A 14,290-nucleotide genomic window follows, 5' to 3' on the forward strand; every position below is an offset into this window, starting at 1 on the left:
AAATAACTATCAAATAATTATGCATTTTCATGTTGGAACTTTTCAACATTTTGAGGTTGACATTTACAGAATATTTAATTGAGAATACATTTGATAATATATTTTGCTATAAGCTTTCTGATAACTATGAGGATTCTTATCAAGAATTTAGAATAAAAAATAAATTTTAGATAAATAAAATAAACAGCTATTGCTTAGTATTCATATTTTAGCAGTAGCTGTTTTGTTATATTTTTATATAATCATTTTAAAACATAGTTTTATAAGAGCACGAAGAATCATATTTCTATGTTTGTACTTAGCGAAAATATAATTTTACAGATATATATAATTAAATACTAGATTAGGTATTCATATGATGAAATAGTAATTGGAATTATTATAAAGCAATATAAGATATCTATTACTTATGTTACAAATATTCCAAATTTACCTATACATTTCTTGATATTGTCTATGTAAATATTTTATAATATAGTAAACTAAAGGTTAATAATAGTAAAGGAAAAATCATTTATTTGGAGGGGATATGTGTTTAGTACTTAAAGAAAATATTGAAATAGAAAAAATAAAATTATCAGTAAGGGCTTACAATTGTTTAAAAAACTCAAATATAAATAAATTAAATGAATTAATGATTTTAAATGATGATGATTTAACCAAAATAAGAAATTTAGGTAACAAATCCTTGGAAGAAATAAAAAATTTAAAAAGAAGTGTAGAGGATGGAATAATACCTTTGAAGGACATTATAAATGATAATTCAAATAATTTGGATTTTAATGAGATAAAGTTAATAGATGCAATAAGTGATGAAAGAAAAGAAAGAGAAAATATATTTTTTTATAATTCATATTGGGGGTATGTAGAGGATTTAACAATTAAAGATTTAAATCTTTCAGTTAGGTCTAAAAATGCATTAAGAAACTCAGGGTTCAATTATATTTCAGAATTATTAGAACTTACATATTTAGAATTTAATGCAATAAAGAATTTAGGTAAGAAAAGTAGAAATGAGATTTTGAAATTAATTAACGAATGCATTTATATTACATATAAAGAAAGAGATAAATCAAGAAACTCTGCTATAAATTTAGAAAAATATTTAGACTGGCTTATTGATGATTTTTGTGATAGTAAAATTAACTTTAATCTAACAAACTTTAGAGCTAACATCATTCCAAATTTAAAAAGAGTTGCTAATGAAAATTCTTTAGAAGGAAATGATGTGGAAAATTTCTTAATTGAAGATAATATTAATATTATTTATAAAAGTCAATTTTTTATATCATTCTTTAAAGGGGAAATAACTAGAAATATTAATAATATTGGTGGTAAATCTACCATTGAAGATATTGTAAGCTTTTTTCCTAATCATATTAAAAAAACTAATTATATATTAAATTTGATTAACGATATGATTAAAGAAAATATTATTGAAAAATTTGAAGGAAAATATAGTGTTTATTATCCAGCTTTATCTGAAATTATTGATAATATTTCAGATAAGAGAGATAAGTTTATCATAGAAAATAGACTTTTAGGAAAAACCTTGGAACAAGTTGGAAGCATGCTGAATATTACGAGAGAAGGAGTACGACAAAAAGAAATAAAAATTATGAGGAAAATACCAAGAGTTAAAGAAGATAGATTTATAAATATTTTTCAAAGTTATAATTGGACCACAGAAACATTTTTGCATGCATTTGAAGTTAGTATTAAAGTTTATAATTATCTAAATTATAAATATAAAAAAGGAACAGTAGAATTAAATAAAGCATTAGAAGATAATACTATTCCAGTTAAGGTTAGACAAAGGCTTGAAGGCCTTATTTATAAGGATTACTTGCTAATAGGTAATGTAAGAATAAAAAAAGAAAAACAACATATTTTAGATTATGTTTTAAAATCATTCTGTAAAGATGATATTTCAGTTGAGGATTTAAATGATATCTATATAATGTTTTTAGAAGATTTTAATTTAGATGCAGAGGAATTTAAGTATCCTGTTAGATATTTTGAATCTACTTTAGCTAATAGTAATAGAGTATTATGGAAATTTAAAAAACGACTTAGATATTTTGATTTTAGTGACTTTGATGAACAAAAAATAATTTCCTCATTAAGTCTAGAAAATTATAAAAATGTAGAGATATCAACTTTAAAGATTTTTAATGATTATAATGAAGTAATGAAAGAATGGGGAATTAGAGATGAATATGAACTCCATAATTTAATGAAAAAAGTTATTGGAGATAAAAATAATTTAGGTATTAAGTTTTTGCGTATGCCAAATATTGAATTTGGTAATGCAGATAGAGATATGCAAGTTTTAGAATTATTAATTCAGTCTTCACCAATCCCAAATTATGAATTAGCCAAACTTTACGAAATGGAGTATGGAGTAAAAGTAGAAACGGCTTTAGCCAATTATTTCAAGGCTATAGAAGAGTATTATAATGAAGGTATATATTCAATAGATTATAAATGTTTAAATCAATATGAATTAGGAGAAATGAAGAAAATATTAAATGATGATATTTATTTATTAAGTGAGTTAAAAGGTATATATGAAAAGAATTTTCCACAAGGTGATATTACAACAATAAATCCTTACAGTTTAAGATGTCTTGGCTTTAAGGTTACATCACTCTTTATTTATTCGGATAAGTTTAATTCGTTAGAAGATTGTATAAAAAATAAAATTTTAAATAATGAAATTTTTGACGCAACTAATTTAATGAAGCGATTTGGAAACTACCAATCCTTTTATAATGTTATCAGATCTAAGAAATTTGAATATGAAATTATAGAATTTGAACCGAATATATTTATTACTATAGAGCGATTAGAGAGAAATAGAATAACTAAAAATGATTTGCTTGATTTTGTAAAATCTGTAGATGAGTTTATTGATGAAGAGATTTTTACAATAAAATACTTGAGAAAAAGGGGATTTAAACACTATTTAGACGATTTAGGTTTTGACGAATGGTTTTATAGCTCTATATTAAAATGCAATGAAAAATATAAATCAAGAAGAGTTGAAGGTAATGTTATATTAAAAAAATCTAATGATGCAGTAACATTAAATGATTTAGTTGAACATATAGTAACAAAATTTAGAAAGATAGATATGTATGATTTAATAGATTATGTGTATGAAGAGTATGGTATTAGGATTAATAGAGGGAAAATTTCCTATATAGCTAGTGAAAAAGAGTTGTACTACGATGCTATAATGGAAAAAATATATATTGACTATGATGAGTATTTTGAGGAGGTATAACATGAATTTATTAAAAGATGGTATTGAAAATGGAGGAGTATTAAAAACAAATTTATCAAGAAAGATAACTATTGATGGGCATACAGAGGCTTATCCAGTATATAAGGTGAAATTAGATTATTTGTTTTATAACGATCAGAATGATAGAATTGCAACTTGGATAAGTCAATACAAAGCTGATAATAATATTAATAAAATCGATATGAGTGATATTTCAACATACAATGATATAATTCAAGAGTTTATAGTTAAGAGTAATCCTGAAGCAATAAAGATAACACAAGCTAATATTGAATTAGTAGATCAACGTGAACCAGGTGTTGTATTAGCTGATGGAAGAATTATTGATGGTAATAGGAGATTTACATGTTTACGTAATTTATCTAAGAATAGTCCACGTTTTAATTACTTTGAAACAGTAATTTTAGAAAAAAATTTAGAGAATAATTCAAAACAAATTAAAATGCTTGAACTTATGATTCAGCATGGGGAAGAAAGTAAGGTTGATTATAACCCAATTGATAGATTAGTTGGTATTTATAATGATGTTATTGAAAGTAAACTTCTTACAGTAAAAGAATATGCGATGAGTACAAATATGACTGAATCAGAAGTAAATAAGGAAATCGAAGTAGCAAAATTATTAGTAGAATTTTTAGAAACAATTAATGCACCTAAACAATTTTATATTGCTAGAGACATGGGGATAGATGGGCCATTACGTGAATTATATGGAGTACTGCGTAAGATTAATAATGATGATGAAGCAGAGAATATTAAAAATTCAGTTTTTACAAATTTTCTAGTGCAACCACATGGTGATATGACAAGATTTATAAGAAAGATTAAAACTGTAGTATCATCAAAGTATTTAACTGAATTTCTCGATGAACAAATGGATATTGCTGAAAAGGTACTGGACAAGTTACCTGAAGTTGGACAAGTTACTAAAGCTGTAATAAAAGAAGTATTTAGAACTGATGAAGATACTAAGGAAGAATTAAAAAAGTCTTTAGAGAAAGCTGAATTAAAAGCAAAATCAAGTGAAACTAGAAACAGGCCTACTCAAATTCTGGAGAAAATTGAAAATTACTTAGAAACTATTGATATAAATATTTTTTCTAAATTAAATGAAGAACAAATATCCTCAATATTATCTCAAGTTGATAAAATTGAAGAATCTTTAAAAATTATTAAGGATGCTACAAATGTTTAAAACAATTAATATAAAGCCTATTTATTCCTCTTACGATGATAATATAGCTGAGGAGTTTTATATTCCAGTTCTAAAAAATGCAGTAAGATTCGATAGAATAAGTGCATATTTTTCAGCTAAGTCCTTAGCTTATTATGCAAAGGGATTAGAAAATTTTGTTCGTAATGGTTATAAGTATAGATTAATAGTCTCAGAAGAAATAAGTGAAGCAGATTACTTACTAATAAAAGAAGGTTATGAGCTAAAGTCTAGTATTAGAGAGAGATTAATATCCAATTTTCATTCTAAGTTAACTTTAGATGAAGAAAAGAATATATCAAATCTAGCTTATCTTATATCAATAGGTATAGTCGATATTAAAATTGCATTTGTTAGAAATGGTATTTTTCATGATAAATGTGGATTGATTTATGACGCATATGAAAATATTATCTGTTTTAGAGGTTCTAATAATGAAACTGAAGCAGCAATTAATAGTAATTATGAGGGATTTACAGTAACGTGTAGTTGGTTGTTAGATTCAAAAGGCTTCTATGAGAAAATACTCACTAAAAGCAAAAATGAGTTTGAAATATTATGGAATAATAAACATAAAGATATTGTTGTATTAAAGGCAGGTGATGTAATTATGAATGAAATTTTGAAGTTTAATAAAAATGAAATTATAACAGAAAAAGCTTTGTTAGAAGATAACTGTGTTATTTTAGATTATAAGGGTATCCTTTCTTTAAGAATTTATATGGCTGATACTAATTGGATTCTAAATAGTGCATTTTATAAGATAAAATTAAAAAGATATGTTGATAAAATAGATGATAATATCATTTATTTTAAAGAATCCCTTAGTTATCTTGATTTTGAAAAGATTAGAGACTTAATTAAGAATAAGGCAAACTCATTAGGAAAAAGATTTGTATGTACTAACAGATTATTAGATTATATCGAAGCAAGAAATATTTATATTGATAAAAGGGCTAAATTAGGAATTCAAATTAAACAGCAAGATGAATCCTTAAGGGATAGATTTGAAGAATATTCACGAATAGTTAATGACCATATATCTAGAAAATTAAGAGAAAAGCAAATGTGGGATTCTTTTTTTATGTTTGCTATGACTAAGTCAGGAAATTTCTCAGTTCCTGGTTCAGGAAAAACTTCATCTGTACTAGGCGTTTACGCATACCTAAAGGCTAAAAATTTAGTTAAAAGAATTGTAATGATTGGACCTAAAAATGCTTTTGGTTCTTGGATGGATGAATTTAATATTTGTTTTAAAGGAAAAGAGAAGTTAAAAGTATTTAATAGCCACGATTCCAAATACAAGAGTACGAAAGAAAAGAAGCAGGCCTTGCAATTTGATACTGGAAATTGTAATTTATTTTTATTTAATTATGAATCGCTTAGCACGTTAAAAGAGGATATAAAAAATATAGTTGATGAAAATACTTTGCTTGTTTATGATGAAGTCCATAAAGTTAAAAGGGTTGAGGGGGATATTCCAGGAACTTACGCTGGAAATGCATTAGAAATAGCGGAAAAATCAGTTTTTACAATTGTTATGACGGGTACTCCTATACCAAACTCATATGTAGATTTACATAATATGCTGCATATTCTATATAACGATGAGTATAAAGAATTTTTTGGATTTACAACTAGAATGTTAAAAAACTTATCAGAAAGTGAACGGAAATTGGTTAATAATAAAATTCAGCCATTTTTTTGTAGAACAACTAAGCAACAATTGTTAGTACCTTCAGTTAACGAAGATGAGTTAATAAAAGTTGAAACAACAGCAGAAGAAGTAGAATTATTTAAAATTATTAAATCAAAATACAGAAGTAATAAACTAGCATTATTTATAAGATTATTACAATTAGAATCTAATCCTAACATGCTTTTGAAATCGGTTGATTTAACAGCCTTTAAAGATATATTAGAAGAGACTGATGATATAGATAATGTAGATTTTGTAGATTATTCAGATGATGTTAAGAATCTAGTAAAAAATATTAAAATAACTACCAAAATGAAATCATGTATTAACTTAATAGAGACTTTAGTTCAAGAAGGTAAAATCATAATAGCATGGTGTATCTTTATTGATTCTATTAAACAAATTGAGCAATTATTGATTGATAAAGGCATTAGAGTAAAATGTATTTATGGTGAAATTGAATTAAGTGAAAGATTAGAGATTATTCAATCATTTAAAAATAAAGAATTTGATGTATTAGTCACTAATCCACATACACTTGCAGAATCAGTATCATTACATTCAGTATGTCATGATGCTGTATACTTTGAATATAGCTACAATTTAGTCCATTTATTACAATCAAAAGATAGAATTCATAGATTAGGACTACCTGATGGTCAGTACACACAATACTATTATTTGCAAAGTAATTACAGTTTTGATGGAAATGAATTTTCTATTGATAAACAAATATATGAAAGACTTATGGAAAAGGAACAGATAATGTTAGATGCCATTGAGAATAATGAACTAGAAGAAGTAACAAGCTCTGAAGAAGATTTAGAATTGATTTTTGATAAATTAATGTACTGAACTAAATTAAATATAAGAATTTTATTATAATTATGCTATGAATTTAGGAAAAGAAAAAAGATAGTTATTAAAATTTATTAATGACTATTTTTACTTTAATACATGGAAATATAAGCTATAAATTATTCATGAATATTGATGAATGTGAACTAAATGAAAGAGTATTGGAACAATATATACAAAACCATGACTAATAATAAGCCAACCTACGACCTAGATATAAATATATCTTAGGGAAAAGTAAAGAAACCATAATAATTGATTTGAGATGTGGCTCAGGGAGGAATCTAATAAAAAGTTAGCAGAGGTTTTAGAATCTATGGGTAGAATACCTTTTAAGAGCTAAGAATAAAAAAATAAATCTACTACTAGTTAAATATTAGTAGTAGATTTATTTTAAAATATTTCTAATACACTCTATCACCATTAAAAATTGAATTTTTAACAACTACATAATCAACAGTTCTGATTGCATCTAGTTTTTTGCCTCCAGCATAGGAAATAGATGATTGAAGGTCTTGTTGCATTTCTATTAAAGTATCTTTTAGGGAGCCTTTATAGTCCACAAACATTTTCTTTCCTTCAACATTTTTTCTTTCACCCTTTTGGAATTCAGAAGCAGAACCAAAGTATTCCTTATAAAGCTTTCCATCTCTTTCAATAGTTTCACCTGGAGATTCTTCATGCCCTGCAAACAGTGAGCCTATCATAACCATAGAAGCACCAAATCTAATTGACTTAGCTATATCTCCATGAGTACGGATACCTCCATCTGCAATAATTGGCTTACTTGCAGCCTTTGCACACCAGCGAAGTGCAGCTAATTGCCAACCTCCTGTTCCAAAGCCTGTTTTAATTTTAGTGATACATACCTTTCCAGGACCAATGCCTACCTTTGTTGCATCTGCGCCAGCATTTTCCAACTCTCTTACTGCTTCTGGTGTTCCTACATTTCCTGCAATAACAAAACTTTTAGGTAAATGCTTTTTTATGTGATGAATCATATTTATAACTGCATTAGAATGGCCATGAGCAATATCAATTGTTATGTATTCTGGTGAAAGGTTTTCTGCTTTCAATTGTTCAATAAAGTTATATTCTTCACTTTTAACTCCAACACTTATAGAAGCAAATAATCCTTTTAGTTTCATATCTTTAATAAATTGTATTCTACCCTCTGGGTTGAAACGGTGCATAATATAAAAATATCCATTTTCTGCCAGATAAGCTGCAATTTTTTCATCCATAATAGTCTGCATATTTGCAGGAACTACAGGTAATTTGAAAGTTCTTTCTCCAAAAGTTATAGACGTATCACATTCAGAACGACTGTCTACTATACATTTTGTTGGTATTAATTGTATATCTTCATAATCAAATACATTATCCATTTTTACACCTCTATATACGAATAATTTTTACATATGTCAATTTAAAGTTCGTTTATTAAGTATATTATACATGTACTCTATAGATATGTCAAAACCAAATAAAGTATTTTTAAATACACAAGCTTATTATAGCCAGCACAATTTTCTTTATGTAAAACTATAGACTTCAAAATGCTTAAAGCCCCAAATATCAGGCTATAGGATATTGTAAAACTTATCTGATATTTAGGGCTATTTATTTTAAATTATTTTTCTAGTAAATTTCTAATTTCATCAATTTCTTTAGTTAATTCATTTATACGTGATTCTAATATCTTTATTTTATCAGTATCATCATAATTAGACTTTGAACTAGAATTTGAGCTTTCTTTTTTTTTGCTTGAATTTTTATTATCATTACTAGAAGTACTATTTTGTGAAGTATTTGTTGAGGTTGTAGTACAGAATGGATTATTTATATTATAATTTTCAGGGCTAAAATATCTTCCAGGCCCTATTTGAAAGTATTGTTGTTGAGCATTATATGTTAAAATTGCTTGACCAACTAGTTGAAGCCAGTTACCTAATGCATTTTGAACATTAAAAGGAGTACTTCCAGCTATTATATTTCCAAGTATTTCTCCTATTATTATAAATAACTCAGGATTCAAAGACTGAAATCCATTAGGTATATCATTACATCCTATATTAGAAGAGCTATTTGTATTGTTAGAACTACTATTACTATTAAAGTTATTTTTCGTAGAATCATTATCTTTATTAGAAATTGTATATCCACAAGCTTTAGCTAAGTCTTCAAAATTATTCCATCCATTAAAGTTCAAATTTTCCTCATAATATAATTGATTTTATTTATTATATTATTTTTTCTTTAAAATCGTTACTTTATATTAAGGTCTAAATGAATTAATATCATTTATGATTTGAACTATTTCTTTAGGAGATTCATTTAAATCATGTTCTAACCATGTTTGAATAACTGAAATAATACCACCAACAGAATATCTTATAAAATAGTCTAAAAACACATTATCAATTTTTGAACGGCTAAGTAATTTATCAATCTGAGCTTTATTAGCCACATAGAGAATACGGTCTATAATGTTGCTTTCCATTTGTTTACTAAATAATATCTTGCATAACTCTTTATTTTCACCAATTAATTCAATAACTTTAAGAAGTAAAATATCTTTATAGGCTTCAACTGGAGTTTCTTCAATATATATTAATATTTGATTAAATAATTCATCCTCTATTGATTTAAGTAGATGGTAGGCATCTTTATAATGAGTATAAAAAGTTCCTCTATTAATATTTGATTTTTTACAAATATCAGTAACGGTAATTTCATGAATTTTTTTATGTTTAAGTAAGTCAATTAAGCTTTCTTTTATTATTTTTTTAGTATATAAAATTCTTCTATTTCCTTTAATTCCTGACAATTAACTCATCCTTTTTACTATTTATTAATCATTTTCAAAAGTAAATGTTATTAAATAAACAAAAATGGACAAAATGTATATTTAATAACACTATGAAAATATGTGATTATTGTAACTTATTTATATATTATTTATACTTAGAATTATAGCATTAACTAAACAAGCTGTCTATTTAATAACATTGAGGTAGATACAAACAAAGGAGAGCGAAATGTCATATATAGAAATAAAAGATGAATATAAAAGATATAAAATTGGAGATAACATTATTGCAGCAAACAACGGAATTAACTTTTCAATAGAAAAAGGAGAGTTTGTTATTATTTTAGGACCAAGTGGTGCTGGAAAAACAACTGTACTAAATATACTTGGAGGAATGGATACTTGTGATGAAGGTAAGGTAATTATTGATAATGTTGATATATCAAAGTTTAATAATAAACAACTTACCAATTACAGAAGGTATGATGTAGGATTTGTATTTCAATTTTATAATTTAGTTCAAAATTTAACGGCAAAAGAAAATGTAGAGCTTGCAACACAAATTTCAAAAAATGCTTTAGATGTTGATGAAACTCTTGAGTTAGTTGGACTTGGTCATAGAAAAGGTAATTTTCCATCCCAACTATCTGGAGGAGAACAACAAAGAGTAGCTATAGCAAGAGCAATAGCTAAAAATCCTAAATTACTATTATGTGATGAACCAACTGGTGCCCTTGATTATAAGACGGGAAAACAGATATTAAAAACACTGCAAGATACATGTAAAAATACAGGGACAACAGTAATTGTAATAACTCATAATTCAGCTCTTGCACCAATTGCAGATAGAGTTATACAAATTAAAGATGCGAAGGTTAGAAGTATTGAAGTAAATGAAAATCCTGTTTCAGTTGATTCTATAGAGTGGTAGAGGATAAAAATGAGGAATATAGCATATAAAAAATCAATAATAAGAGAAATATTATCTTCAAAAGCAAGATTTATTTCTATATTAGCAATAATATTTTTAGGAGTTACTGTTTATTCTGGAATAAAATCAGCTGGCCCAGATTTAAAAGATTCTATAAATGAATTTTTTAGAAAGCAAAACTTAATGGATAGCAAGATAGTGTCTAGTATAGGGCTAAATGATAATGATTTGAAGTTATTACAAAATAATGATAAAATTTTAGATTATTATGCAACTCATAGTATAGATGTAAACTTAACTAATACTAACAATGTGGTTAGGTTTATGGAGTATGATCCTAATGAAGTTATGAATAAAACTATTGTTACAGAAGGTAGATTACCTGAAAATAGTGGAGAAATAGCTTTAGATAAAAATGCTTTAAAGGAAAATGAAAACTTTAAAATAGGAGATGAGTACACAATAGAATCTGATGTAGACTTAGATGAGTATTTCAGTAAGAAAACTTTTAAGATAGTTGGATTTGTACAAAGTCCTATGTATATAGAAAATATATCTAGAGGTACAACGACTGTTGGAAAAGGAAGCATTGATTACTTTGCAATTATGAATAGTAGTGATATATCAATGGATGTATATACTGAAATATATGTACAATTTAAAAATGTAAAGGACATTGGATCATATAGTGATGAGTATAAAGAAAAGATGGAAGAAAATAATAAGTATCTTGAAGATTTATACTCAAATAGAGCTATAGAAAGAATTGAAGAAATAAAATTAGAAGCACAAAAAGAGCTTGATAAAGCTTATAAGGAAATAGAAGATGGAGAAAGAAAGCTTCAAGATGCTCAAAAAGAAATAGATGATGGGAAACTTCAGATTAGTGACGGTAAAAATCAGTATGAAGAAGCTGTAGAAAAGTATAATCAAGAAATTAAAGATGGCAAATTAAAACTAATTGAAGGCGAAAAACAATTAATTAATGGACAAAATGAGTTAGATAAGCAAAAAGAACAATTTTTAAATGGAGAAAACCAACTAAAGAATGCTAAAGACGAACTTGATAATGCGAAACAAGAATTTTTAAATCAAGGCATAGACCCTACTCAAGATACAAAAGAGTATGAAAAGCAAATAGATAGTTTAAAGATGTTAATTACAACATATAATACACTTTCTAATGATATAAAAGAAACAGCAAGCAATATAAAAGATGGTGACAAAATTCGAAATGAAAAAATTCAATATTGGAAAGGTGTCATATCTAATCCTGGTTTAGGATTAGATAATCTAAGTAGCTTAGTAAGTAATCTAGAAAAAAATCCAAATGATATTTCTATAGCATTTAGTATTTCAAATGCAATAGATGGCGCCAGTAAAATAGTAGGTGAAAATAAATTCAAATTAGAAACTTTAGTATCTGGAATAACTAAGTATCAGCAAGGGATAACCGCTTATGAAGAGCAAGTTAAAGTTTTTAATGAAGGTAAGATAAAACTTGAAGAAGCCCAAAAGCAATTAAATAAAGGACAAGAAGATATAATAAAAGGAAAAACAGATCTTGAAGAAGGCAAAAAACAAGGGAAGTTAGAACTTGATAAGGCTAAGAATGATCTTTTAGATTCAGAGAAAAAATTACTTGATGGCGAAAAAGAAATTGCAGAAAATAGAGAAAAGTTAATTGATGGGCGAAAAGAATTAGATAAAGAAAAAGAAAAGTTAAATGATTTAGATGATAGTAAATATTATTTCTTTAACAGGGAAGATAATCCCGGCTATACAACTTATAAAGGTTCAATTGATAGCTTAGATAAAATAGCTTTAGTATTTCCTGTATTTTTCTTCTTAGTTGCAGCACTTATATGCTTAACTACAATGACTAGAATGGTAGAAGAAAATAGAGTAGAAATAGGAACATTAAAAGCTTTAGGCTATACAGATTTAGAAATATCAAGGAAATTTGTAGTTTATGCAGCATTGGCTAGTATTTTAGGAAGTATCCTTGGTATAGTAATTGGAAGTAGTGTACTTCCATATATAGTTAGTAAAGCATATTCATCTTCATTTACTTTACCGAATATAAATATATATTTTTATCCATCATATATAATTCAATCTTTAGTAGCTTCAATAGTTTGTACAGTAGGGGCAGCTTTAATTGTATTAAAAGGAGAATTAATGGATAGTCCTTCTAATTTAATGAGAATAAAGGCTCCAAAGGTTGGTAAGAAGATATTATTAGAAAGAATTACACCTTTATGGGAAAGATTAAACTTTAATCAAAAAGTTACATTTAGAAATCTATTTAGATATAAACAAAGAATGTTAATGACAATACTTGGCATATCAGGATGTATGGCTATGCTTGTTGCAGGATTAGCCCTTGAAAAATCTAATTCTTCAATTATGGATATTCAATTTGGCAAATTAATAAAATATGATGCTATGATAATATTTAATGATAAGAATATTGAAAAAGAAGATGAAGATTACAATGAATCTCTAAATAATTTAAAGGGATATGAAAGCAGCTTAAATATTTATCAAGATTCAGTTACTTTTAGCAAAAAAGGTGTGAGCAAGCAAACTGCCACTATGTATGTACCAGAAAATATAAATGAATTAAATAAGTATATATTATTAAATGATAGGGAAAGTGATAATGAGTTTAAACTATCAAATAATGGTGTAATTATAAATGAAAAACTTGCAAAACTTTTAGATGCATCTGTAGGCGATAATATAGTTGTAACAGATTCAGATAATAATAATCATGAAGTTAAAGTAGATAATATAGTAGAAAATTATGCTGGACATTATATATATTTATCACCCGAATATTATAAAGATATATTTAATAATTCCCCAATATATAATGCACAATTACTAAAATTAAATTCAGATAGGGAAGATGATGACAAAGTATCTACTACTCTCATGGATAATGATAAGGTTATAAATGTTACTCTTGCTTCAAAGATGAAGAAATTAAGTGAATCTGCTGATTTAGGATTGGTTATGATAGTAATAATAGTTGCGTCAGGAAGTTTGGCATTTGTTGTATTATATAATTTAATAAATATAAATGTATCTGAGCGTATAAGAGAAATATCCACAATAAAGGTATTAGGTTTCTATGATAGTGAAGTAGCAATGTATATATTTAGAGAAAATATAATACTTACTATATTAGGAATACTTTTAGGTACATTCCTTGGAAAGATATTATATGTATTTTTAGTAAGTACAGCAGAAATGGATAATATGATGATGATTCCAACTGTAGATATGAGTGGTTATATAATTTCTAGTTTAATTACAATGTTTTTTGCGCTATTAGTTATGATAATGATGCATATAAAACTAAAAAAGGTAAATATGGTAGATGCATTAAAATCTATTGAATAAAATATTTAAAATAACTAAGAATATTTATATATGTTCTTAGTTATTTCTTATTAAAG

8 protein-coding genes are annotated in these 14,290 nt (G+C 26.1%); 5 read left to right on the top strand and 3 right to left on the bottom strand.

Annotated features, from left to right (window positions below; translation table 11 throughout):
• Positions 1–529 precede the first annotated feature (529 nt).
• From ABDZ60_RS00005 to ABDZ60_RS00015, 3 genes are read left to right on the top strand one after another with little or no spacing between them, the layout of a single operon-like run.
• A complete protein-coding gene (locus ABDZ60_RS00005) occupies positions 530–3,289 on the top strand; it encodes a DNA-directed RNA polymerase subunit alpha C-terminal domain-containing protein (RefSeq protein WP_016208232.1) in 2,760 nt (919 codons plus the stop codon).
• A gap of 1 nt (position 3,290) precedes the next feature.
• Entirely contained in the window at positions 3,291–4,505 is a 1,215-nt protein-coding gene (locus ABDZ60_RS00010) for a hypothetical protein (protein WP_016208233.1), read from the top strand.
• Entirely contained in the window at positions 4,498–7,077 is a 2,580-nt protein-coding gene (locus tag ABDZ60_RS00015) for an SNF2-related protein (RefSeq protein WP_343774897.1), read from the top strand. Before ABDZ60_RS00010 ends, ABDZ60_RS00015 begins: the two co-directional genes overlap by 8 nt.
• A gap of 407 nt (positions 7,078–7,484) precedes the next feature.
• Here the strand turns inward: ABDZ60_RS00015 and guaC are convergent, their stop codons facing one another.
• The 3 genes from guaC to ABDZ60_RS00030 form a co-directional block, all read right to left on the bottom strand.
• Positions 7,485–8,468 carry a GMP reductase gene (guaC, locus tag ABDZ60_RS00020; RefSeq protein ID WP_016208972.1) on the bottom strand — a complete coding sequence of 328 codons (984 nt, stop codon included), beginning with the start codon at positions 8,466–8,468 and terminating at the stop codon, positions 7,485–7,487.
• A gap of 245 nt (positions 8,469–8,713) precedes the next feature.
• Positions 8,714–9,292 (bottom strand): hypothetical protein, encoded by a 579-nt coding sequence (locus ABDZ60_RS00025; protein ID WP_016208971.1) that lies wholly within the window; start codon positions 9,290–9,292, stop codon positions 8,714–8,716.
• A 66-nt stretch (positions 9,293–9,358) separates the two neighbouring features.
• A complete protein-coding gene (locus ABDZ60_RS00030) occupies positions 9,359–9,910 on the bottom strand; it encodes a TetR/AcrR family transcriptional regulator (protein ID WP_016208970.1) in 552 nt (183 codons plus the stop codon).
• 211 nt (positions 9,911–10,121) lie between these two features.
• On the opposite strand from ABDZ60_RS00030, the gene ABDZ60_RS00035 reads away from it, so the two are divergent.
• Both ABDZ60_RS00035 and ABDZ60_RS00040 read left to right on the top strand, forming a co-directional pair.
• The gene (locus tag ABDZ60_RS00035; RefSeq protein WP_016208969.1) at positions 10,122–10,823 is read left to right on the top strand and encodes an ABC transporter ATP-binding protein; all 702 of its coding nucleotides are present in this window, start codon (positions 10,122–10,124) and stop codon (positions 10,821–10,823) included.
• A gap of 9 nt (positions 10,824–10,832) precedes the next feature.
• On the top strand, positions 10,833–14,234 hold the full coding sequence (locus ABDZ60_RS00040) for an FtsX-like permease family protein (protein WP_343774903.1): 3,402 nt from the start codon (positions 10,833–10,835) through the stop codon (positions 14,232–14,234).
• Positions 14,235–14,290 lie beyond the last annotated feature (56 nt).

This window comes from Clostridium sartagoforme (assembly GCF_039521405.1).
Classification (GTDB): domain Bacteria; phylum Bacillota; class Clostridia; order Clostridiales; family Clostridiaceae; genus Clostridium; species Clostridium sartagoforme.

What these genes read in the sequence shown, in the direction of transcription:
- ABDZ60_RS00005 (WP_016208232.1), top strand. Translation starts at nt 530, where the DNA reads ATGTGTTTAGTACTTAAAGAAAATATTGAAATAGAAAAAATAAAATTA.
- ABDZ60_RS00010 (WP_016208233.1), top strand. Translation starts at nt 3,291, where the DNA reads ATGAATTTATTAAAAGATGGTATTGAAAATGGAGGAGTATTAAAAACA.
- ABDZ60_RS00015 (WP_343774897.1), top strand. Translation starts at nt 4,498, where the DNA reads ATGTTTAAAACAATTAATATAAAGCCTATTTATTCCTCTTACGATGAT.
- guaC (WP_016208972.1), bottom strand. Translation starts at nt 8,468, where the DNA reads ATGGATAATGTATTTGATTATGAAGATATACAATTAATACCAACAAAA.
- ABDZ60_RS00035 (WP_016208969.1), top strand. Translation starts at nt 10,122, where the DNA reads ATGTCATATATAGAAATAAAAGATGAATATAAAAGATATAAAATTGGA.
- ABDZ60_RS00040 (WP_343774903.1), top strand. Translation starts at nt 10,833, where the DNA reads ATGAGGAATATAGCATATAAAAAATCAATAATAAGAGAAATATTATCT.